Source organism: Bacillus cereus group sp. Bc031, assembly GCF_027716265.1.
In the GTDB taxonomy this organism is placed as follows: domain Bacteria; phylum Bacillota; class Bacilli; order Bacillales; family Bacillaceae_G; genus Bacillus_A; species Bacillus_A paranthracis.
Window position 1 is genome coordinate 1 of sequence record NZ_JAQFUL010000004.1, and the last position, 22339, is coordinate 22339.

A 22339-nucleotide genomic window follows, 5' to 3' on the forward strand; every position below is an offset into this window, starting at 1 on the left:
ATAGGTTCGAGGTGGAAGCATGGTGACATGTGGAGCTGACGAATACTAATAGATCGAGGACTTAACCATATAATATGTAGCAATGTTATCTAGTTTTGAAGGAATATGCCTTCATAGTTTGGTGATGATGGCAGAGAGGTCACACCCGTTCCCATACCGAACACGGAAGTTAAGCTCTCTAGCGCCGATGGTAGTTGGGACCTTGTCCCTGTGAGAGTAGGACGTCGCCAAGCAAAAACCTAAGTCGTTTCGACTTAGGTTTTTTTGTGTTTATTTATATATATATCAAATGTCATAATTCGTAAATTTAGTAATCTTAATGAGAGAAAAAAATGAAAATGAGGCTATTGATGGTAACTGTTATTTCTTACTACAAGTATATATTATTCAATCATTACAGTAATGAATGCGATACAAAGGAATAGAAACGATATGCTTTATTCCGCATTAACGGGCAGTAAGACCCCCACCTCAAATTTCAGCGGAAGCAAAGAAGCTAGGTGGGGGATCAACTGCCCGTAAAAGCCCGATTGTTGAAGGTTGATTAAAATTTCACTTTATATAAAAGCATACAGAATTAATATACAAACCGTTTTGTGTATGGTAGATCTCTAGAAATATATATTCTAATTGCTTATCCTTCTTGTATATAGTTACAATTATTCTTTTGAATATAACTAAAACACGAACGTTATTGGTTAGTAATAAAAAAACATTCGATTATTTGTTGACATTGTTTATAAAATATTGTTAATATAGCCATAGAAAGAATAATATATAAGACCTCATATAATCGCGGGGATATGGCCTGCAAGTCTCTACCTAACGACCGTTATTCGTTAGACTATGAGGGAAAGTCACTCGGTATTTTTCTATTCACAAGGGATACGTATGCCTGAGTAGAGCGCTTTCTCTCATAGTAAAAGAGAAAATGTTCTATTTCAGGCTTTTTTTATTTGAATCGGGGGGATTCTAATATGAAATCACTAGTTGGAGTCATAATGGGAAGCACGTCAGACTGGGAAACAATGAAATATGCTTGTGACATTTTAGATGAATTAAATATACCGTATGAGAAAAAAGTTGTATCCGCTCATCGGACTCCGGATTATATGTTTGAATATGCAGAGACGGCTCGTGAACGTGGATTGAAGGTTATTATTGCTGGAGCTGGTGGAGCAGCGCATTTACCAGGAATGGTTGCAGCGAAGACGAATCTTCCTGTAATCGGAGTGCCAGTTCAATCAAAAGCGTTAAACGGCTTAGATTCATTATTATCCATCGTCCAAATGCCAGGAGGGGTTCCAGTTGCAACTGTTGCAATTGGTAAGGCTGGTTCAACAAATGCTGGTTTACTTGCTGCACAAATACTTGGATCATTCCATGATGACATATATGATGCATTAGAATTGAGAAGAGAAGCAATTGAAAAAGATGTGCGCGAAGGTAGTGAGCTAGTATGACGAGAATCATTTTACCTGGAAAAACAATCGGTATTATTGGAGGCGGCCAGCTAGGAAGAATGATGGCATTGGCAGCTAAGGAGATGGGATATAAAATTGCTGTTTTAGATCCTACAAAAAACTCACCATGTGCACAAGTTGCTGATATTGAAATTGTTGCATCATATGACGATTTAAAAGCAATTCAGCATTTAGCGGAGATCAGTGATGTTGTCACATATGAATTTGAGAATATTGATTATAGATGTTTACAATGGCTTGAAAAACATGCTTACTTACCGCAAGGCAGTCAGTTGTTAAGTAAAACACAAAATCGTTTTACAGAAAAGAATGCGATTGAGAAAGCAGGATTACCAGTAGCAACGTATAGATTAGTTCAAAATCAAGATCAGCTTACTGAAGCAATCGCTGAATTATCATATCCTTCCGTCTTAAAAACGACGACAGGCGGATATGATGGGAAAGGGCAAGTTGTTTTAAGAAGTGAGGATGACGTTGATACAGCGCGAGAGCTTGCGAATGCAGCAGAGTGTATTTTAGAGAAATGGGTGCCTTTTGAAAAAGAAGTATCAGTTATTGTCATTCGTAGTGTAAGTGGTGAAACGAAAGTATTTCCGGTAGCGGAAAATATTCATATAAATAACATTTTGCATGAATCCATCGTTCCGGCTCGCATTACAGAAGAACTTTCTCAAAAAGCTATTGCTTATGCAAAAGTGCTTGCGGATGAACTAGAACTTGTGGGAACACTAGCGGTAGAGATGTTTGCTACAGCTGATGGTGAGATTTACATTAATGAATTGGCGCCAAGACCTCACAATTCAGGACACTATACACAGGATGCATGTGAAACGAGTCAATTCGGCCAACATATTCGAGCAATCTGTAATTTACCTCTTGGAGAAACAAATTTGTTAAAACCAGTTGTCATGGTAAACATTTTAGGCGAACATATAGAAGGGGTCCTAAGACAAGTGAATAGATTAACCGGGTGCTATTTACACTTGTATGGAAAAGAAGAAGCAAAAGCACAGCGGAAAATGGGGCATGTTAATATTTTAAATGATAATATTGAAGTCGCTCTAGAAAAAGCGAAGAGTTTGCATATTTGGGACCATCAAGAACAACTGTTGGAGGGAAAAAGATGATTAGTCGTTATACACGCCCAGAAATGGGTGCAATTTGGACGGAAGAGAACAAATTTAAAGCGTGGTTAGAAGTTGAGATTTTAGCTTGTGAAGCATGGGCTGAGCTTGGCGATATTCCGAAAGAAGATGTTAAGAAAATTCGTGAGCATGCATCATTTGATATTGATCGTATTTATGAAATTGAAAAAGAGACACGTCATGACGTAGTTGCATTCACTCGTGCTGTATCAGAAACACCAGCATTAGGCGAGGAACGTAAATGGATTCATTACGGTTTAACATCTACAGACGTAGTAGATACAGCGTTATCTTACATCTTAAAACAAGCGAATGAAATCATATTAAAAGACTTAGAAAACTTCGTAAGTATTTTAGCTAATAAAGCAAAAGAGCATAAATACACAATCATGATGGGAAGAACACACGGTGTTCATGCAGAACCAACAACATTCGGTTTAAAACTTGGTCTTTGGTATGAAGAAATGAAACGTAACGTAGAGCGTTTCAAACAAGCTGCTAATACAGTTCGTGTTGGTAAATTATCTGGTGCGGTTGGTACATATGCAAATATCGATCCATTCGTAGAAAAGTATGTTTGTGAAAACTTAGGATTAGAAGCAGCACCAATTTCAACACAAACATTGCAACGTGATCGCCATGCTCATTACATGTCAACACTTGCATTAATCGCAACATCTATTGAAAAGATGGCAGTTGAGATTCGTGGTTTACAAAAGAGTGAAACACGTGAAGTTGAAGAAGCTTTCGCAAAAGGTCAAAAAGGTTCTTCTGCAATGCCGCATAAGCGTAATCCAATTGGATCTGAAAATATGACTGGTTTAGCTCGTGTTATCCGCGGTTATATGATGACAGCTTATGAGAATGTTCCATTATGGCATGAGCGTGATATTTCTCATTCTTCAGCAGAACGCGTAATTTTACCAGATGCTACAATCGCGTTAAATTACATGCTAAATCGCTTTGGTAATATCGTTAAAAACTTAACTGTATACCCAGAGAATATGAAACGCAATATGACAAGAACATACGGCTTAATTTATTCTCAGCGCGTAATGCTTACATTAATCGATAAAGGTATGGTGCGTGAAGAAGCTTACGATATCGTACAACCTAAAGCGATGGAAGCTTGGGAAACACAAGTACAATTTAAAGAGCTTGTAGAAGCTGATGAGCGTATTACGAGCAAGTTAACACAAGAAGAAATTAATGAATGCTTCAACTATGAGCATCATATGCAACACGTTGATACAATCTTTGAACGCCTAGGATTAAACGAAGCGTAAAATTTCATATGGCACAGAATAGAGTCATTCTGTGCCATTCTTTATAAAAACATTATTCACATTTTTCAAACTACAGGGGGCTTGCGAAATGCAAAAGCTAGAATTGCTGTATGAAGGTAAGGCAAAAAGAATTTATCGTACAGAATCAGCAGATATGGTTTGGGTAGAGTACAAAGATAGTGCGACTGCTTTCAATGGGGAGAAAAAAGAGATGATTACAGGAAAAGGTCGTTTGAACAATGAGATTACAACTTTATTGTTCAGAAAGTTACAAGAAGTAGGAATTAAAACACACTTTGTTGAGAAGCTATCTGAAACAGAACAACTTGTTAAAAAAGTGAGTATTATTCCTTTAGAAGTTGTCACAAGAAATGTAATTGCAGGAAGTCTTTCAAAACGATTAGGAATGGAAGAGGGAACTGTACTTGCAGAACCAATCGTAGAATTTTACTTCAAAGATGATGATTTAGGAGATCCGCTTGTAACGGAAGATCATATTCGTGTATTAAACGTTGCATCGCCAGAGCAAGTAAGCGTATTACGAGATATGGCTCTACAAATCAATCAAGTGTTGATTGATCATTTCGCAAGCTGTCGTGTAAGATTAGTAGATTTCAAATTAGAGTTTGGTGTAACGGATGAAGGAGAAATCATTTTAGCAGATGAAATTTCACCAGATACTTGCCGTTTATGGGATGAAACGAGCAATGAGAAGTTTGATAAAGACGTATTCCGTCGTGATCTTGGAAATTTAACAGATGCTTATGAAGAGATTTTAAAACGTTTAGGGGGAATTTCACATGTATAAAGTTAAGGTATATGTAACATTAAGAGAAAGTGTATTAGATCCACAAGGAACAGCAGTAAAAGGAGCACTTCATAGCCTTTCATTCACAGAAGTACAAGATGTTCGAATTGGAAAGTACATGGAACTAACAATTGATAAATCGGTAACTGACTTAGATAGTAAGGTAAAGGAAATGTGTGAAAAACTATTAGCAAACGTTGTAATGGAAGACTTCCGTTATGAAGTTGAGGAGGTTGTCGCACAGTGAAATTTGCCGTAATAGTATTTCCAGGTTCGAACTGTGATGTCGATATGTTCCATGCAATTAAAGATGAGCTTGGCGAAGAAGTAGATTACGTTTGGCACGATACAGAGAATTTAGATGAATATGATGCAATTCTACTACCAGGTGGTTTCTCTTACGGTGACTACTTACGCTGCGGTGCTATTTCTCGCTTTGCAAATGCAATGAAAGCAGTACAAAAAGCTGCTGAGCAAGGAAAGCCAATTTTAGGTGTATGTAATGGATTCCAGATTCTTGTTGAATCAGGATTATTACCAGGAGCATTAATGAGAAATGAAAACTTAAAATTTATGTGTCGAACAGTTCAGTTACGTGTTGAAAATAATGAAACGATGTTTACATCACAATATGAAAAAGATGAAGTAATCAATATTCCAATTGCACATGGTGAGGGGAATTACTATTGTGATGAAGAGACTCTTAAACAATTAGAAGAGAATAATCAAATCGCATTCCGTTACGTAGAAAACCCGAACGGAAGCGTTTCAGATATTGCTGGTATTGTAAACGAAAAAGGAAATGTACTTGGTATGATGCCACACCCAGAGCGTGCTGTAGATGAATTACTTGGCGGTGCTGAAGGGTTAAAAGTCTTTCAATCTATCTTAAAACAGTGGAGGGAAACATATGTCGTTAATGCTTGAACCAAATCCAACACAAATTAAAGAAGAGCGCATATATGCGGAAATGGGGCTAACAGACGAAGAGTTTGCCATGGTTGAAAAGATTTTAGGCCGTCTGCCAAATTATACAGAAACAGGATTATTCTCTGTTATGTGGTCTGAACATTGTAGTTATAAAAATTCAAAACCAGTACTTCGAAAATTCCCAACAACAGGTGAGCGCGTCTTGCAAGGACCTGGGGAAGGTGCTGGAATTGTAGACATCGGTGATAATCAAGCGGTTGTATTTAAAATGGAAAGTCATAACCACCCTTCTGCTATTGAGCCATATCAAGGAGCAGCAACAGGTGTTGGTGGTATTATTCGTGACGTATTCTCTATGGGAGCACGCCCAGTCGCTCTATTAAACTCACTTCGATTTGGTGAATTACAATCACCACGTGTGAAATATTTATTTGAAGAAGTAGTAGCAGGAATTGCAGGATACGGTAACTGTATCGGTATTCCAACTGTTGGCGGCGAAGTACAGTTTGATCCATGTTATGAAGGAAATCCACTTGTAAATGCAATGTGCGTAGGCTTAATTAACCACGAGGACATTAAAAAAGGGCAAGCGCACGGTGCTGGAAATACAGTAATGTACGTAGGAGCATCAACTGGTCGTGATGGTATCCACGGTGCAACATTCGCATCTGAAGAGTTATCTGAAAGCTCAGAAGCGAAGCGTCCAGCAGTTCAAGTAGGAGATCCATTTATGGAGAAACTTCTTATCGAAGCTTGCTTAGAACTTATTCAATCGGATGCACTTGTTGGAATTCAAGATATGGGTGCGGCTGGTTTAACATCATCTTCTGCAGAAATGGCAAGTAAAGCAGGAATGGGTATTGAAATGTACTTAGATGATGTACCACAACGAGAAACAGGAATGACACCATATGAAATGATGCTCTCTGAATCACAAGAGCGTATGTTAATTGTTGTGAAAAAAGGTAGAGAGCAAGAAATAGTAGATTTATTTGAGAAGTATGGTCTTGCAGCCGTTACGATGGGGAAAGTAACGGAAGACAAAATGCTTCGTTTATTCCATAAAGGTGAAATGGTAGCTGAAGTTCCAGCAGATGCTCTTGCAGAAGAAGCGCCAATTTATCATAAACCATCACAAGAAGCAGCATACTTTGCTGAATTCCAGCAGATGAAAATGGAAACACCAAAAGTAGAAAATTATAAAGAAACGTTATTCGCCCTATTACAACAACCGACGATTGCAAGTAAAGAGTGGGTTTATGATCAATATGATTATCAAGTTCGCACAAGCACAGTTGTTACACCAGGTTCAGATGCAGCAGTTGTACGTGTACGCGGTACAGAAAAAGGATTAGCAATGACGACAGATTGTAACTCTCGCTACATTTATTTAGACCCAGAAGTGGGCGGTAAAATCGCAGTAGCAGAGGCAGCACGTAATATCGTATGTTCTGGCGGGGAGCCACTTGCAATTACAGATTGCTTAAACTTCGGTAATCCAGAGAAACCAGAAATTTTCTGGCAAATTGAGAAATCAGTAGATGGTATGAGTGAAGCTTGTCGCACATTACAAACACCAGTTATTGGCGGAAACGTATCAATGTATAACGAACGTAGTGGTGAAGCGGTATATCCAACACCGACAGTTGGGATGGTCGGACTAGTACATGACTTAAAGCATGTAACAACACAAGAGTTTAAGCAAGCTGGCGATTTAGTTTATGTTATCGGAGAGACGAAAGCTGAGTTTGGTGGAAGTGAATTACAGAAAATGCTTCACGGAAAAATTTTCGGACAATCACCAAGTATTGATCTAGACGTAGAATTAAAGCGTCAAAAACAAATATTAGCAGCAATCCAAGCTGGCCTTGTTCAATCTGCACATGACGTTGCTGAAGGTGGTTTAGCAGTTGCGATTTCAGAAAGTGCAATTGGTGCTAACGGCTTAGGTGCTACTGTGAAATTAGACGGGGAAGCAACAGCGGCATTATTTGCGGAATCACAATCTCGCTTCGTAATAACTGTAAAACGTGAAAATAAAGAAGCGTTCGAAAAAGCGGTAGAAGCAATTCAAGTTGGAGAAGTAACAAATACAAATGAAGTGACAATTCATAATGAAGAAAATGAAGTATTACTTACAGCAAATGTAGATGAAATGAGAAAGGCTTGGAAAGGGGCAATCCCATGCTTGCTGAAATAAAGGGGTTAAACGAAGAATGTGGCGTTTTCGGAATTTGGGGGCATGAAAATGCGGCACAAGTTTCATACTACGGATTGCACAGTTTACAGCACCGTGGACAAGAAGGCGCAGGCATTGTCGTAAATAATGGAGAAAAAATCGTCGGTCACAAGGGGTTAGGTTTAATATCAGAAGTGTTTTCAAGAGGAGAGCTAGAAGGATTGAACGGAAAATCAGCAATCGGACACGTACGATACGCGACGGCTGGTGGAAGTGAAGTGGCTAACGTTCAACCATTACTATTCCGTTTTTCTGATCATAGTATGGCATTAGCTCATAACGGAAATTTAATTAACGCAAAAATGCTTCGTCGTGAATTAGAGGCAGAGGGAAGTATTTTTCAAACAAGTTCAGATACAGAAGTACTTTTACATCTTATTAAACGTAGTACGAAAGATTCGTTAATTGAAAGTGTAAAAGAAGCTTTAAATAAAGTGAAAGGTGCGTTTGCATATCTTTTACTAACTGGAAATGAAATGATTGTTGCGCTAGATCCAAATGGATTCCGTCCCCTTTCAATTGGAAAGATGGGAGATGCTTACGTTGTAGCATCAGAAACATGTGCTTTTGATGTAGTAGGTGCAACATACATTCGTGATGTAGAACCGGGTGAATTACTTATCATTAATGATGATGGAATTCACGTAGATCGTTTTACAAATGATGTAGAACATGCAATTTGCAGTATGGAATACATTTACTTCGCACGCCCAGATTCAAATATCGCTGGTGTTAATGTCCATGCAGCACGTAAAAACATGGGGAAACGTTTGGCGGCAGAAGCTCCTATTGAAGCTGATGTTGTTACTGGTGTACCAGACTCTAGCATTTCAGCAGCAATTGGTTATGCGGAGGCGACAGGCATTCCGTATGAGTTAGGATTAATTAAAAATCGTTACGTTGGACGTACGTTTATCCAACCTTCTCAAGAACTGCGCGAGCAAGGGGTTAAGATGAAACTTTCCGCAGTAAGAGGTGTGGTTGAGGGGAAACGAGTTGTTATGATTGATGACTCTATCGTAAGAGGAACGACAAGTAAACGAATTGTTCGTATGCTTCGCGAGGCTGGAGCGACAGAAGTTCACGTAAGAATTGCTTCACCGCCTTTGAAATATCCTTGTTTCTATGGCATTGATATTCAAACGAGAAAAGAATTAATTGCAGCAATTCATACGGTAGAAGAAATTCGTGAAATGATCGGTGCAGACTCATTAACATTTTTAAGTGAAGATGGATTAGTAGATGCAATTGGACGTCCATATGAAGGGAAATACGGTGGCCTTTGTATGGCGTACTTCAATGGAGATTATCCAACAGCTCTTTATGATTATGAGCAAGAGCTTTTAGAAAGTATGAAATAAGAAGAAAAAAGCTTCTACTTCTTTTGATGTAGAAGCTAGCTTCTTTCTTAAAACGGCCCGCACAGGATAGGGAGAAATTAAAAGACGAGGTGTAAATAACGATGGCGAATGCATATAAGCAAGCAGGAGTAGATATTGAAGCTGGATATGAAGCGGTATCTCGCATGAAAAAACACGTACAAACAACAATGAGAAAAGAAGTACTAGGCGGTTTAGGCGGTTTTGGAGGTATGTTTGATCTATCAAAATTTGCATTAGAAGAACCTGTATTAGTATCTGGAACAGATGGCGTGGGAACGAAATTGATGCTCGCTTTTATGGCAGATAAACATGACACAATTGGTATTGATGCAGTAGCAATGTGTGTAAATGATATTGTTGTCCAAGGAGCAGAGCCGCTTTTCTTCCTTGATTATATTGCTTGTGGTAAAGCTGAACCTAGTAAAATTGAAAACATCGTCAAAGGTATATCAGAGGGCTGTCGCCAAGCAGGTTGTGCTTTAATTGGTGGAGAAACAGCTGAAATGCCAGGAATGTATTCTACAGAAGAATACGATTTAGCTGGTTTTACAGTTGGGATCGTTGATAAAAAGAAAATTGTAACAGGTGAAAAAATTGAAGCTGGTCACGTATTAATTGGCTTGGCATCTAGCGGTATTCATAGTAACGGTTATTCTTTAGTACGAAAAGTATTACTAGAAGATGGAGAGCTATCTTTAGATCGCATTTACGGACGCTTAGAGCTACCTCTTGGTGAAGAATTATTAAAACCAACGAAAATTTATGTCAAACCTATTTTAGAACTATTGAAGAAATATGAAGTATACGGTATGGCACATATTACAGGTGGCGGATTCATTGAAAATATTCCACGTATGTTACCAGAAGAAATCGGTGCAGAAATTGAATTAGGATCTTGGGAAATTCAGCCGATCTTTAGTTTACTTCAAGAAGTTGGCAAGCTGGAAGAGAAAGAAATGTTCAATATTTTTAACATGGGTATTGGTATGGTAGTAGCGGTGAAGGAAGAAGATGCAAAAGATGTTGTTCGTCTTCTTGAAGAGCAAGGAGAAACTGCTCGTATTATTGGACGCACTGTACAAGGAGCTGGCGTTACTTTTAATGGAGGCACAGCGCTATGAGTAGATTAGCAGTTTTTGCTTCTGGAAGCGGATCTAACTTTCAATCTCTCGTTAATGCAGTAGAAGAAAAAAGATTGGATGCAGAAATTAGTTTATTAGTATGTGATAAACCAGAAGCACGCGCTGTTGGGCGAGCACATTATCATCATATCCCGTGTTTCGCTTTTTCAGCGAAAGCATATGAGTCAAAAGAAGCGTTTGAAAAAGAGATATTAAAGAAGCTAGAAGAGTATGAAATTGATTATGTTATTTTAGCTGGATATATGCGTTTAATTGGACCAACTTTACTAGAAGCTTACGGCGGAAGGATTATTAATATTCATCCATCACTATTACCGAGTTTTCCAGGGAAAGATGCTGTTGGTCAAGCGTTAGAAGCAGGTGTGAAAGTAACTGGAGTAACGATTCATTATGTAGACGCAGGTATGGATACAGGGCCAATTATTGCACAAGAAGCAGTAGTTGTTTCTGAAGGGGATACGAGAGAAAGCTTACAAAAGAAAATTCAACAAGTTGAACATAAATTATACGTAAATACAGTGAATCAAATTGTTCAATCTGTGAAAGAACCAACTGTTAACTAACATACAACCAGGGGTGAAGGATAAATGAAAAAGCGTGCATTAGTAAGTGTTTCAGATAAAACAGGAGTAGTAGAATTTGTTAAAGGTTTACTAGAACAAGGGATCGAAGTTATATCAACAGGTGGTACGAAAAAATTACTAGAAGAAAACGGCTTACAAGTAATCGGTATTTCTGAAGTAACTGGTTTCCCAGAAATTATGGATGGTCGTGTGAAAACATTACATCCAAATATTCATGGTGGTCTATTAGCAGTTCGTGATAATGAAACACATGTAGCGCAAATGAATGAATTAGGTATGGAGCCGATTGATTTTGTTGTCGCTAACTTATACCCATTCAAAGAAACAATCGCTAAGCCTGATGTAACATTTGCTGATGCAATTGAAAATATTGATATCGGTGGCCCGACAATGATTCGCTCTGCTGCGAAAAATCATAAATTCGTGTCTGTAATTGTAGATCCAGTAGATTACGATATTGTATTAGCAGAACTGAAAGAAAACGGTGAAGTAAAAGAAGAAACGAAACGTAAATTAGCAGCGAAAGTATTTCGTCATACAGCGGCATATGATGCGTTAATCTCTAACTACTTAACAGAGCAAATGGGCGAAGAAAGCCCAGAAACATTAACAGTGACATTTGAGAAAAAACAAGATTTACGCTATGGAGAAAATCCACATCAAAAAGCAACATTTTATAAAGCACCATTCGCTGTAACTTCTTCTGTTGCGTACGCAGAACAATTACATGGCAAAGAATTATCGTATAACAATATTAATGATGCAGACGCAGCGCTTAGCATCGTGAAAGAATTTACAGAACCAGCAGTAGTAGCGGTAAAACATATGAATCCATGTGGTGTTGGAGTAGGTACGGATATTCATGAAGCATATACACGTGCTTATGAAGCGGATCCAGTATCCATTTTTGGAGGCATTATTGCAGCGAATCGTGAAATTGATAAAGCCACAGCTGAAAAGTTACACGAAATTTTCTTAGAAATTATTATTGCACCTTCTTTCTCAAAAGAAGCTTTAGAAGTATTGCAAAGTAAGAAAAACTTACGTTTACTAACTGTAAATATTGAAAAAGCGACAAGTGCAAGTAAAAAACTAACTTCTGTACAAGGTGGCCTTCTCGTTCAAGAGGAAGATACGTTATCGTTAGATGAGAGCACAATTTCAATTCCAACAAAACGTGAACCGTCAGAGCAAGAATGGAAAGATTTAAAACTAGCTTGGAAAGTTGTAAAGCATGTGAAATCAAATGCAATTGTTTTAGCGAAAGATGATATGACAATTGGTGTCGGTGCGGGACAGATGAACCGTGTAGGTTCTGCAAAAATCGCAATTACACAGGCTGGTGAAAAAGCACAAGGTAGCGCGCTTGCATCTGATGCTTTCTTCCCAATGCCAGATACATTAGAAGAAGCAGCAAAAGCAGGAATTACAGCAATCATTCAACCGGGCGGATCAATCCGTGATGAAGATTCTATTAAAGTGGCGGATACGTATGGGATTGCTATGGTGTTCACTGGCGTACGTCATTTCAAACACTAATAATAGAGGAAGTTTAAAAAGTCCGGTTAAGATAACCTTCGCATGTCGTCGTTGCAATGCCAGTGCGGTACTCATGTAGGAAAACTACACTCCGTGTCCTCCTGGCAAATGCGCCTCGACCTGCTCGGTTCTCTTAATCCTCCTTTTTAAACCTTTATTGATATGGATATTTAAAAAGTCCGGTCGAGATAACCTTTTATTGATATGAAAAAGCAAACTAGGAGCATAGCTTCTAGTTTGTACTTATTTAAGTATTGGGGGATGAAATATGAATGTTTTAGTAATTGGCCGCGGTGGGCGTGAGCATGCTTTAGCTTGGAAGTTTGCACAATCTGAAAAAGTAGAAAAGGTATATGTAGCACCAGGTAATGAAGGTATGCGCGATATTGCAACGCCAGTTGATATTGATGAAAATGATTTTGATGCATTAGTTTTATTTGCTAAAGAGAACCATGTAGAATTAACTTTCGTTGGCCCAGAAATACCACTTATGAATGGAATTGTTGATCGTTTTAAAGAAGAGGGACTTCGTGTATTTGGTCCGAATAAAGCGGCTGCTGTTATTGAAGGTAGTAAAGCTTTTACGAAAGAATTGATGAAAAAGTATAATATTCCAACTGCGGCATATGAAACTTTTACAGATTATGAAGAAGCAGTACAGTACATTCAAAAAGTTGGTGCACCAATCGTTATTAAAGCGGATGGCCTAGCTGCTGGTAAAGGTGTAACAGTAGCGATGACGCTGGAAGAAGCATTACAAGCTACGAAAGAAATGCTACAAGATGTAAAGTTCGGCGAAGCCAGTAAGAAGGTTGTTATTGAAGAGTTTTTAGATGGACAAGAATTTTCATTAATGGCATTTGTGAATGGAAAAACTGTGTATCCGATGGTAATTGCTCAAGATCATAAACGAGCTTTTGATGGTGATAAAGGTCCAAATACAGGCGGAATGGGTGCATATTCTCCAGTACCACAGATTCCAGAATCGGCAGTTGAAGAGGCGATAAAAACGGTATTGCATCCAACTGCTAAAGCGATGATCCAAGAAAATCGATCGTTTACAGGAATTTTATATGCGGGACTTATTTTAACAAATGATGGTCCAAAGGTAATTGAATTTAATGCACGCTTTGGTGATCCTGAAACAGAAGTTGTATTACCCCGCTTAGAAAATGATTTAGTGGATGTTTGTAACGCTATATTAGATGAAAGTGAGTTAACGTTACAATGGTCAGAGGAAGCGGTAATTGGTGTTGTACTTGCTTCGAAAGGATATCCGGAAGCATATAAAAAAGGTGACATTATTAACGGGTTAGATGCATTGCAAGATGTGATTGTTTTCCATGCAGGTACAGCAATGAAGCATGGTGACTTTGTAACAAACGGTGGTCGTGTACTATTTGTTGCTTGTAAGGCGAATAGTTTACAAGAAGCGAAAGATAAGGTGTATAAAGAAATCGGTAAAATTGAGAGTGATGGTCTATTTTATCGAAGTGATATAGGATATCGTACAATTGGGCATGAGATGGCGAGAAGTTAATATGTAAAAATCCCGCTGAGGAATCAGCGGGATTTTTTATGCATCTTTATCTTTTTTTAATTTACCTTTTTGCTTTGCCATTTCTCGAAGTAAATACTCGATGTGTGCATTGACGCTACGAAACTCATCATTCGCCCATTTTTCGATGACTGCGTGTAATTCAGGATCAATACGTAATGGAAAGCTTTTCTTTTTAGCCATAATTACTTATAGCCCTTAGTAGAGGCTTCCTGTATTAATGACTGGTTGCGCACCTTTATCTGAAACGATGGCAACTAATAAGTTGTTTACCATATTTGCTTTACGCTCGTCATCTAATTCCAGTATGCCTTCTTCATCTAACATATGGATTGAATCTTTAGCCATCTTCACAGCACCTTCAACAATCTCTTTTCTAGCAGCTAATACTGCTTTTGCTTGTTGTCGTTGTAGCATTGCATGGGCAATTTCTGTTGCGTAAGCTAGGTGCGTTAAACGAGTTTCTAATACTTCTACACCAGCAATTTCAAGGCGTGCTTCTAACTCACGTTTTAATTCTTCAGAGATTTCTTCAGTATTTCCACGTAATGTAACGCAGGTTTCATCTTGGAAATTGTCATAAGGATATTTTGTTGCAACGTGGCGGATTGCCGTTTCGCTTTGAATTTCTACAAATCGATCGTAATGTTCAACGCCGAACATTGCTTTTGCAGAATCAACAACTTTATATACGATAACAGCGGCAATTTCAATTGGGTTTCCGTCGACATCATTTACTTTTAATTTTTTACTGTTAAAGTTTTCAACACGTAACGATACAGTTTGACGGAATGCGAACGGAATCGTTAAAAATAAACCGTTTTGACGAATTGTTCCTAAATAATTACCGAAGAACGTAATAACTTTTGCTTGGTTTGGTTGAACAATACCAATACCTGTAGCAAGAACTGCAGCTAAAATAATAGTTAATGCTGCTCCTATGAAAATTTCTTGTACAAGGAAAAATACACCGATAGCGGCTAAAATTAAAATTCCAATAATCCCAAGAAAACCATTAACGTAAAATACTTTTTTTTCTTTCATATGATCGCCTCCTGATATAAAAATGATATCACTTTTATATCATTTTAAGCAAGGGGTTTACACCTAATTTTCTGAATTTTATTGATTGTGTATATTTAAATACTTAAAATAAGAATGTATGTTCTATTTCGTGGTAAAATAAAGAAGACTTAACCGCCCACTGCAGCAGCTAAGTCCCTTTGAGAGCATCTTGCATCGTGACAAATGATTCAAAGCGGTTTTGCCAGGATTATATCTTCAATCGCTGACTCAATCTCTTTGTCAGAAGCGTCATAACTTCCATTTGACTGTGGTTTGTCGTGATTGGAAGTTTGATTCGCTTCTTCTTTAGTATGTCCCTTTTTAGCAAAATCCATGCTAGGCATTTTAAATGCCCCCATGTTCATGTATTTTCCGAATTTCCACATTTCAACAATAGGACAGAAACGAACAATTCCCTCTGCAACTTTCATTGCACCAATCCATAGCAAAATGTTAGACCAAGTGCACCAAGGTTTGCGTACGAGTTTCGTTGCACTACAACCGAAGAGGACAAGTCCGAGTGTAATTCGAATTAGGGCATTTATTGTACCGATATTTTGCTTCATTAGAAAAACACTCCTTTTTATGAATGTTGAAATAGATAATACTATTTCTCTTATTAGTATCCCGTTTGATTTTGGGGATATGTAATCCAACATTTGACGTGGAAAAAGATGTTGGATTGTGCGTGTGTGTAAGTCGCTTTTTTTGTTATAATGAAAGAATGCATAAAAGGAAGTTCAAAATTAAATCCTCTCGTTTGAAAAATGTGGAAGAGGGGATTCCAAACTTAATTCTCCGCTTTAAACAAATATTTAAGGTGAACTAAAAAAATCCTAATGAAAATAAACTGTTATTTTAAACAGAAATATATACAACTTGAGAAAAGAAAGGGTGTTTTCATGTACGATATTTCCGGATGGAAACATGTATTTAAGCTTGATCCGAATAAGGAATTAAGTGACGAACATTTAGAAATGATTTGTGAGTCTGGAACAGATGCTGTTATTGTAGGCGGAAGTGATGGGGTGACAATTGATAATGTACTACACATGCTAGTTAGCATTCGTAGATATGCAGTTCCTTGTGTGTTAGAGGTTTCTAATGTGGAAGCAATTACACCAGGATTCGATTTTTATTATATCCCAAGCGTTTTAAATAGCCGAAAGGTGGAATGGGTAACAGGCGTTCATCATGAGGCTTTGAAAGAATTTGGGGATATTATGGATTGGGACGAAATTTTTATGGAAGGATATTGTGTTTTAAATCCTGAAGCGAAAGTAGCCCAGCTTACAGATGCAAAGTGTGATGTAACAGAAGATGATGTAATTGCATACGCGCGTTTAGCAGACAAGCTATTACGTTTACCGATATTTTATTTAGAATATAGCGGTACGTATGGAGATGTTGAACTTGTTAAAAATGTGAAAGCACAATTGAAACAAGCTAAGTTATATTATGGCGGCGGTATTTCTAATGCTGAACAGGCGAAGGAAATGGCGCAGCATGCTGATACAGTAGTTGTCGGAAATATTATTTATGATGATATAAAAGCAGCATTAAAAACGGTTAAAGCAGTAAAAGGAGAGTAGGTGCAGGCGTATATGAGTATGACAGATAGATTATTAAATGGTTTAAATCCGCAGCAACAAAAAGCAGTACAAACAACGAACGGACCACTTCTATTAATGGCAGGCGCAGGTAGTGGTAAAACGCGTGTGTTAACACATCGTATTGCGTATTTACTCGGTGAAAAAGGAGTAGCGCCATGGAATGTACTAGCTATTACCTTTACAAATAAAGCCGCTCGTGAAATGCGCGAGCGTATTGATACACTTGTCGGACCAGAAGCTGAAGATATTTGGATTTCTACGTTCCACTCTATGTGTGTACGTATTTTACGACGTGATATCGATCGCATTGGTATTAATCGTAATTTTACAATTTTAGATTCAGGTGATCAGTTAACTGTAGTCAAAAAAATTATGAAAGAGCGCAATATTGATCCGAAGAAATTTGAACCGCGCTCTATTTTAGCTGGTATTAGTAATGCGAAAAATGAATTGTTATCTGCGGATAAATATGCAAAGAAAATTACAATTGCTGATCCATATGAAAAATTAACGAGCGATGTATATACAGAATATCAAAAACGTCTTTTGAAAAATAACTCACTAGACTTTGATGATTTAATTATGACGACGATTCAACTATTTGAACGTGTTCCAGAAGTACTAGAGTTTTATCAGCGCAAATTCCAGTATATTCACGTGGATGAGTATCAAGATACGAACAAAGCGCAGTACCTTCTTGTTAAACATTTAGCAGCACGTTTTAAAAATTTATGTGTTGTAGGTGACTCAGATCAATCAATTTATCGCTGGCGTGGTGCGGACATTTCCAACATTTTGTCATTCGAAAAAGACTATGAGAATGCGCAAGTTATCCTGTTAGAACAAAATTATCGTTCGTCACAAAATATTTTAAATGCAGCGAATGCGGTTATTGAAAGAAATACGAATCGTAAACCGAAGAAATTATGGACAGATAATGAAGTTGGAAACAAAATTTCGTATTATCGTGCTGCAACCGAAAAGGACGAAGCATACTTTGTTGCGAAAAAAATTCGCGACGATATTCAAATGGGAAAACGAAAATATACTGATTTTGCAGTGTTATATCGTACAAATGCGCAGTCTCGTATGGTCGAGGAGATTTTCCTGAAATCTAATATTCCTTACAAAATTGTCGGCGGTACGAAGTTCTACGACCGTAAAGAGATTAAAGACATTTTGGCGTATTTACGTTTAATTGGGAATCAAGATGATGAGATTAGTTTTGCGCGTATTATTAACGTACCAAAACGCGGAATTGGTACGACTTCTATCGACAAAATTATTAATTATGGTGTACAAAATGGAATTTCTTTAACTGCTGTATTCGATGAGATTGAGCATGTTGGAGTAAGTGCAAAGGTTACAAAGGCAGTAAAGGAATTCGCAGGTTTATTACACAACTGGGTAAATATGCAAGAGTATTTATCTGTTACAGAATTGGTAGAAGAAGTTATTGAGAAAACAGGCTATCGCGATATGTTGAAAAATGAGCGTACGTTAGAAGCAGAAGGTCGTCTAGAGAACTTAGATGAGTTTTTATCTGTTACGCAAACATTTGAATCTCAAAGTGAAGATAAGAGTCTTGTTGCATTCTTAACAGACTTAGCACTTGTTGCAGATATTGATCGTGTAGATGAAGACCCAACTGCTGGTGAGGAAGTTATTTTAATGACGATGCACTCAGCGAAAGGATTAGAATTCCCAGTTGTCTTTATTGTTGGTCTAGAGGAAGGAATATTCCCGCATACTCGTTCTCTAATGGAAGAAGATGAAATGCAAGAAGAGCGTCGTCTTGCTTATGTAGGTATTACTCGTGCAGAAGAAGAGTTGTATTTATCTAATGCACAAATGCGTACTTTATTTGGTAGAACAAGTATGAATGCCGCATCTCGATTTATTACAGAAATCCCGACAGAACTAGTGGAATCATTAAATGAAACAGCGCCGAAGCGTGAAACTTCATTTGGTGCAAAAGGAAGAACGGCAAGTAGCAGTAAAACGACAACTACAACACGTTCTCGCTCAGCTTTCGCGCGTCCTGCAGCTAAGACGACAGGCGGCGAACAAATTGGCTGGGCAGTAGGCGATAAAGCTTCCCACCAAAAATGGGGAGTCGGTACAGTTGTAAGTGTAAAAGGTGAAGGAGATGCAAAAGAATTAGATATTGCGTTCCCAAGCCCAATTGGTGTTAAACGTTTGTTAGCAAAATTTGCACCTGTGACGAAACAATAGGAAAGGAATGAGGATATGTCAAAAGAGATAGCAAAAAAACGTATAGAAGAATTACGTGATTTGTTAAATACATTTAACTATCAATATCACGTATTAGACAATCCTTCTGTTTCTGATGCGGAGTATGACCGTAATATGCAGGAGCTTATAAAATTAGAAGCAGAGAATCCAGAGTTTATGAGTGAAGATTCTCCCTCCGTTCGCGTTGGGGGAACGGTTCTTGATATATTTGAAAAAGTAACACATAAGTCACCGATGTTAAGTTTAGGAAATGCATTTAACGAAGGGGATTTACGTGATTTTGACCGACGAGTACGTCAAGGAATTGATGATGCGAATGTAAGATATATATGCGAATTAAAAATTGACGGACTTGCTGTTTCACTTCATTATGAAAAAGGACGCTTCATTCAAGGGGCAACACGTGGTGATGGTGTAACAGGTGAAGATATTACCCAAAATTTAAAAACGATTAAAGCAATCCCGCTTCGTTTAAATGAAGAAGTAACGTTAGAGGCACGAGGCGAAGCTTATATGCCGAAGCGTTCATTCGTTAAGTTAAATGAAGAAAAAGAGCAAAATGGTGAAGATGTATTTGCGAATCCGCGTAATGCGGCAGCAGGTTCAATCCGCCAACTTGATCCGAAAATTGCAGCGAAGCGTAACTTATCTATGTTTGTATACGGTCTTGCGAATGTAGAAGAAAAAACAATCCTATCACATAGTGAATCGCTTGATTTCTTAGGTGAACTTGGATTCAAAACAAATCCAAATCGACGCACATGTGAAACAATTGAAGAAGTTATAGCTTATGTAGAAGAATGGCAAGAAAAACGTCCGCATCTTGATTATGAGATTGATGGGATCGTTATAAAAGTAGATGATGTCGCTCTTCAAGAAAGTCTAGGCACTACAGCAAAGAGTCCAAGATGGGCAATTGCTTATAAATTCCCAGCTGAAGAAGTTGTAACAAGATTAACAGGCATTGAATTAAGTGTTGGTCGTACAGGGGTTGTAACACCGACTGCAGAGCTAGAGCCAGTGCGAGTGGCTGGTACGATCGTTCGTCGTGCTTCTTTACATAACGAAGATTTAATTCGTGAAAAAGATATTCGAATTGGTGACTACGTTGTTGTGAAGAAGGCTGGAGATATTATTCCTGAAGTTGTGAATGTTCTTTTCGATAAGCGTACTGGTGAGGAAGAAGAATATCATATGCCAACGCATTGTCCAGCATGTGAGAGTGAACTAGTTCGTTTAGAAGAAGAGGTAGCACTTCGTTGTATAAATCCAACTTGTCCTGCTCAAATTCGAGAAGGGTTAATCCATTTCGTTTCAAGAAATGCAATGAATATTGATGGACTTGGAGAACGTGTCATTACACAACTCTTTGAGGCAGATTATATTCGTACATTTGCTGATTTATATTCGTTGACGAAAGAGCAATTATTACAGCTAGAACGATTCGGAGAAAAATCAGCAACGAATTTAGTACAAGCAATTGAGAATTCTAAAGAAAACTCATTAGAGCGATTATTATTCGGTCTTGGTATTCGCCATGTCGGAGCGAAAGCAGCACGTACATTTGCTGAGCATTTTGAAACGATGGATGCACTTGTGAAAGCGACAGAAGAAGAACTAAAAGCAATTAATGAGATTGGTGAAAAAATGGCTCAATCCGTCGTGGCGTATTTTGATAATGAAGACGTATTAGAGTTATTACAACAATTTAAAGAATACGGCGTGAACATGACATATAAAGGCATGAAAATTGCTGATTTACAAAACGTTGAGTCGTACTTCGCAGGAAAAACTGTCGTTTTAACAGGGAAATTAGAAGTTATGGGACGTAGTGAAGCGAAGAAGAAGATTGAGGCATTAGGTGGAAAAGTAACAGGAAGTGTTAGTAAAAGTACGGATTTAGTTGTTGCAGGTGAAGCGGCAGGTTCGAAATTAGCACAAGCGGAGAAACATAATGTCGAGGTTTGGAATGAAGAGAGGTTCTTACAAGAGCTAAATAAGTAAGAGGTGCAAACTTACCATGAAAAAAATAGCATTAGCGGTATTAAGCCTTGGCCTACTTGTAAGTGGGTGTAGTGCAGGTGCCGACAAAGATGAAAAAGTGGTTGAGAAATCGGGGAAAGCAAAAGAGCAAGCAATCGTCCCGAATTACTCTATTTCGGATGAATATTATAAGACGACTATTCCATTTGAGGGAGGAAACGCACGTGGCTTAGTTGTGCAAGGAGTAAGTAATCGCCTTGATATAGATGAATTTGAAACAGGATTAATGCGTATTGCGAAAGAATCATTTAGTACGAAAGATAATGTTTTAAAAGGCGGAAAGTCCCTAACTACTCAGTATATACAGATGCTTGTTAAAAGAAAACGTACAGATGCAGAACAAAAGGAACTAGAAGATACATTAAAAAAAGATGCGGTTAAATTCCCGAACATAGGGTTAAATCCCGCATTAGGTGCAGGATCCGAATCATTAGAGGCGAAAAATAAAAAAAATCCAATATATATTTCCAATATTTTAGAACATGATTATTATGTGAACAAAGACAAAAAAGATGAGCGTAGTGGCATTGTAGTTGGATTAGCGATGAATTCGGTTCATTATTATGAGGAAGAGCATGGGTATCCGCGTGAGGCTGCAATTTCGAATGAAAAGATGTTAGCTGAAGGGAAAAAAATGGTGCCAGAAATCTTGAAAGTTATGCATCAACAAGATCCTGAGACAAAAAACCTTCCGATAACATTTGCGATTTATCGTCAGGCTCCAAAGTCTTCGCTCGTACCAGGTAACTTTGTTTCTTATGCGAATGTCGAAAAAGGTAGTGAAACGGTTGAGGATTGGAAACAAATTAATGAGAAATATTATTTGTTCCCATCTGAACAAGCGAAAACAGATAATAAACGTGAAGACTTGGCTAGAGTATCAAACTTCAAGGCAAAATTAAGCGATTATTTCCAAGGTGACTATACAGCTGTTATCGGTACTGGTATGTATAGAGACGATGAATTAAGAGAAATAAAGCTTGATATTCCTGTCCAGTTTAATGGGAAAGCAGAAATAATTGGCTTTACACAATATGTAGCCGGGCTTGTTATGGAATACTTCCCGAATTATATGAAAGTACAAGTAACGATTAAATCTGTAGAGCGTCCAGAAGCGATTATTATACGTGAAGCGAAGCAAGATGAACCGTATGTGAAAATTTTAGATTAAGTAGAAGGGCCGTTCCTTTATGGAACGGCTTTTTTTCTTGGGTAATTTTGTTATAATTTAAAATGTTATAAATAATGGGGTAAGGGGTAAAGGG

At 37.9% G+C, this 22339-nt stretch carries 19 protein-coding genes, 1 rRNA gene and 1 riboswitch; of the genes, 17 read left to right on the top strand and 3 right to left on the bottom strand.

Features of this window, described 5'->3' with window-relative positions; translation table 11 throughout:
* The first annotated feature begins 117 nt into the window (after window positions 1–117).
* The 13 genes from rrf to purD all read left to right on the top strand — a co-directional run bounded on the left by rrf (window position 118) and on the right by purD (window position 14079).
* A 5S ribosomal RNA gene (gene rrf / locus PDQ33_RS02670) occupies window positions 118–233 on the top strand.
* Window positions 234–765: 532 nt separating this feature from the next.
* Window positions 766–867, top strand: a riboswitch (purine riboswitch).
* A gap of 110 nt (window positions 868–977) precedes the next feature.
* Entirely contained in the window at window positions 978–1463 is a 486-nt protein-coding gene (gene purE, locus PDQ33_RS02675) for a 5-(carboxyamino)imidazole ribonucleotide mutase (protein WP_000839371.1), read from the top strand.
* Window positions 1460–2611 (top strand): 5-(carboxyamino)imidazole ribonucleotide synthase, encoded by a 1152-nt coding sequence (gene purK, locus PDQ33_RS02680; RefSeq protein WP_270754631.1) that lies wholly within the window; start codon window positions 1460–1462, stop codon window positions 2609–2611. Before purE ends, purK begins: the two co-directional genes overlap by 4 nt.
* Window positions 2608–3915 carry an adenylosuccinate lyase gene (gene purB / locus PDQ33_RS02685; RefSeq protein WP_000625677.1) on the top strand — a complete coding sequence of 436 codons (1308 nt, stop codon included), beginning with the start codon at window positions 2608–2610 and terminating at the stop codon, window positions 3913–3915. The genes purK and purB overlap by 4 nt, the downstream gene beginning before the upstream one ends.
* 88 nt (window positions 3916–4003) lie before the next feature.
* Complete coding sequence (purC, locus tag PDQ33_RS02690; protein WP_270754633.1) at window positions 4004–4723, top strand: phosphoribosylaminoimidazolesuccinocarboxamide synthase; 720 nt, start codon at window positions 4004–4006, stop codon at window positions 4721–4723.
* Window positions 4716–4970 carry a phosphoribosylformylglycinamidine synthase subunit PurS gene (gene purS / locus PDQ33_RS02695; protein ID WP_000278826.1) on the top strand — a complete coding sequence of 85 codons (255 nt, stop codon included), beginning with the start codon at window positions 4716–4718 and terminating at the stop codon, window positions 4968–4970. Before purC ends, purS begins: the two co-directional genes overlap by 8 nt.
* Entirely contained in the window at window positions 4967–5650 is a 684-nt protein-coding gene (gene purQ / locus PDQ33_RS02700; protein ID WP_000666779.1) for a phosphoribosylformylglycinamidine synthase subunit PurQ, read from the top strand. The genes purS and purQ overlap by 4 nt, the downstream gene beginning before the upstream one ends.
* On the top strand, window positions 5634–7853 hold the full coding sequence (gene purL, locus PDQ33_RS02705) for a phosphoribosylformylglycinamidine synthase II (protein WP_000055588.1): 2220 nt from the start codon (window positions 5634–5636) through the stop codon (window positions 7851–7853). Before purQ ends, purL begins: the two co-directional genes overlap by 17 nt.
* Window positions 7838–9253, top strand: coding sequence for an amidophosphoribosyltransferase (purF, locus tag PDQ33_RS02710; protein ID WP_270393102.1), 1416 nt, complete (start codon window positions 7838–7840; stop codon window positions 9251–9253). The genes purL and purF overlap by 16 nt, the downstream gene beginning before the upstream one ends.
* Window positions 9254–9354: 101 nt before the next feature.
* Window positions 9355–10395 carry a phosphoribosylformylglycinamidine cyclo-ligase gene (purM, locus tag PDQ33_RS02715; protein ID WP_001262431.1) on the top strand — a complete coding sequence of 347 codons (1041 nt, stop codon included), beginning with the start codon at window positions 9355–9357 and terminating at the stop codon, window positions 10393–10395.
* A complete protein-coding gene (purN, locus tag PDQ33_RS02720) occupies window positions 10392–10979 on the top strand; it encodes a phosphoribosylglycinamide formyltransferase (RefSeq protein WP_000088581.1) in 588 nt (195 codons plus the stop codon). Before purM ends, purN begins: the two co-directional genes overlap by 4 nt.
* 24 nt (window positions 10980–11003) lie before the next feature.
* Window positions 11004–12539: a bifunctional phosphoribosylaminoimidazolecarboxamide formyltransferase/IMP cyclohydrolase gene (gene purH / locus PDQ33_RS02725; RefSeq protein WP_270754636.1), complete on the top strand. Its 1536-nt coding sequence runs from the start codon at window positions 11004–11006 to the stop codon at window positions 12537–12539.
* Window positions 12540–12807: 268 nt separating this feature from the next.
* The gene (gene purD / locus PDQ33_RS02730) at window positions 12808–14079 is read left to right on the top strand and encodes a phosphoribosylamine--glycine ligase (protein WP_219912848.1); all 1272 of its coding nucleotides are present in this window, start codon (window positions 12808–12810) and stop codon (window positions 14077–14079) included.
* Between the two features lie 36 nt (window positions 14080–14115).
* Here the strand turns inward: purD and PDQ33_RS02735 are convergent, their stop codons facing one another.
* From PDQ33_RS02735 to PDQ33_RS02745, 3 genes are all read right to left on the bottom strand, one after another.
* Window positions 14116–14280 carry a toxin-antitoxin system HicB family antitoxin gene (locus PDQ33_RS02735; RefSeq protein ID WP_001085171.1) on the bottom strand — a complete coding sequence of 55 codons (165 nt, stop codon included), beginning with the start codon at window positions 14278–14280 and terminating at the stop codon, window positions 14116–14118.
* Between the two features lie 15 nt (window positions 14281–14295).
* Window positions 14296–15141 carry an SPFH domain-containing protein gene (locus PDQ33_RS02740; protein ID WP_000660107.1) on the bottom strand — a complete coding sequence of 282 codons (846 nt, stop codon included), beginning with the start codon at window positions 15139–15141 and terminating at the stop codon, window positions 14296–14298.
* A 209-nt stretch (window positions 15142–15350) separates the two neighbouring features.
* Complete coding sequence (locus PDQ33_RS02745) at window positions 15351–15728, bottom strand: YgaP family membrane protein (protein ID WP_000812349.1); 378 nt, start codon at window positions 15726–15728, stop codon at window positions 15351–15353.
* A gap of 336 nt (window positions 15729–16064) precedes the next feature.
* Between PDQ33_RS02745 and PDQ33_RS02750 the strand changes: the two genes are divergently transcribed.
* The 4 genes from PDQ33_RS02750 to PDQ33_RS02765 are packed head-to-tail and all read left to right on the top strand — an operon-like array spanning window position 16065 to window position 22245.
* The gene (locus tag PDQ33_RS02750; protein WP_000272108.1) at window positions 16065–16754 is read left to right on the top strand and encodes a heptaprenylglyceryl phosphate synthase; all 690 of its coding nucleotides are present in this window, start codon (window positions 16065–16067) and stop codon (window positions 16752–16754) included.
* A gap of 12 nt (window positions 16755–16766) precedes the next feature.
* Entirely contained in the window at window positions 16767–19010 is a 2244-nt protein-coding gene (pcrA, locus tag PDQ33_RS02755) for a DNA helicase PcrA (protein WP_270754640.1), read from the top strand.
* A 15-nt stretch (window positions 19011–19025) separates the two neighbouring features.
* Window positions 19026–21035, top strand: a complete 2010-nt coding sequence (ligA, locus tag PDQ33_RS02760) for an NAD-dependent DNA ligase LigA (RefSeq protein ID WP_000031441.1) — start codon at window positions 19026–19028, stop codon at window positions 21033–21035.
* Window positions 21036–21051: 16 nt separating this feature from the next.
* Window positions 21052–22245, top strand: coding sequence for a CamS family sex pheromone protein (locus tag PDQ33_RS02765; RefSeq protein ID WP_000717041.1), 1194 nt, complete (start codon window positions 21052–21054; stop codon window positions 22243–22245).
* Window positions 22246–22339: the final 94 nt, after the last annotated feature.

What these genes read in the sequence shown, in the direction of transcription:
- purE (WP_000839371.1), top strand. Translation starts at nt 978, where the DNA reads ATGAAATCACTAGTTGGAGTCATAATGGGAAGCACGTCAGACTGGGAA.
- purK (WP_270754631.1), top strand. Translation starts at nt 1,460, where the DNA reads ATGACGAGAATCATTTTACCTGGAAAAACAATCGGTATTATTGGAGGC.
- purB (WP_000625677.1), top strand. Translation starts at nt 2,608, where the DNA reads ATGATTAGTCGTTATACACGCCCAGAAATGGGTGCAATTTGGACGGAA.
- purC (WP_270754633.1), top strand. Translation starts at nt 4,004, where the DNA reads ATGCAAAAGCTAGAATTGCTGTATGAAGGTAAGGCAAAAAGAATTTAT.
- purS (WP_000278826.1), top strand. Translation starts at nt 4,716, where the DNA reads ATGTATAAAGTTAAGGTATATGTAACATTAAGAGAAAGTGTATTAGAT.
- purL (WP_000055588.1), top strand. Translation starts at nt 5,634, where the DNA reads ATGTCGTTAATGCTTGAACCAAATCCAACACAAATTAAAGAAGAGCGC.
- purF (WP_270393102.1), top strand. Translation starts at nt 7,838, where the DNA reads ATGCTTGCTGAAATAAAGGGGTTAAACGAAGAATGTGGCGTTTTCGGA.
- purM (WP_001262431.1), top strand. Translation starts at nt 9,355, where the DNA reads ATGGCGAATGCATATAAGCAAGCAGGAGTAGATATTGAAGCTGGATAT.
- purN (WP_000088581.1), top strand. Translation starts at nt 10,392, where the DNA reads ATGAGTAGATTAGCAGTTTTTGCTTCTGGAAGCGGATCTAACTTTCAA.
- purH (WP_270754636.1), top strand. Translation starts at nt 11,004, where the DNA reads ATGAAAAAGCGTGCATTAGTAAGTGTTTCAGATAAAACAGGAGTAGTA.
- purD (WP_219912848.1), top strand. Translation starts at nt 12,808, where the DNA reads ATGAATGTTTTAGTAATTGGCCGCGGTGGGCGTGAGCATGCTTTAGCT.
- PDQ33_RS02735 (WP_001085171.1), bottom strand. Translation starts at nt 14,280, where the DNA reads ATGGCTAAAAAGAAAAGCTTTCCATTACGTATTGATCCTGAATTACAC.
- PDQ33_RS02740 (WP_000660107.1), bottom strand. Translation starts at nt 15,141, where the DNA reads ATGAAAGAAAAAAAAGTATTTTACGTTAATGGTTTTCTTGGGATTATT.
- PDQ33_RS02745 (WP_000812349.1), bottom strand. Translation starts at nt 15,728, where the DNA reads ATGAAGCAAAATATCGGTACAATAAATGCCCTAATTCGAATTACACTC.
- PDQ33_RS02750 (WP_000272108.1), top strand. Translation starts at nt 16,065, where the DNA reads ATGTACGATATTTCCGGATGGAAACATGTATTTAAGCTTGATCCGAAT.
- pcrA (WP_270754640.1), top strand. Translation starts at nt 16,767, where the DNA reads ATGAGTATGACAGATAGATTATTAAATGGTTTAAATCCGCAGCAACAA.
- ligA (WP_000031441.1), top strand. Translation starts at nt 19,026, where the DNA reads ATGTCAAAAGAGATAGCAAAAAAACGTATAGAAGAATTACGTGATTTG.
- PDQ33_RS02765 (WP_000717041.1), top strand. Translation starts at nt 21,052, where the DNA reads ATGAAAAAAATAGCATTAGCGGTATTAAGCCTTGGCCTACTTGTAAGT.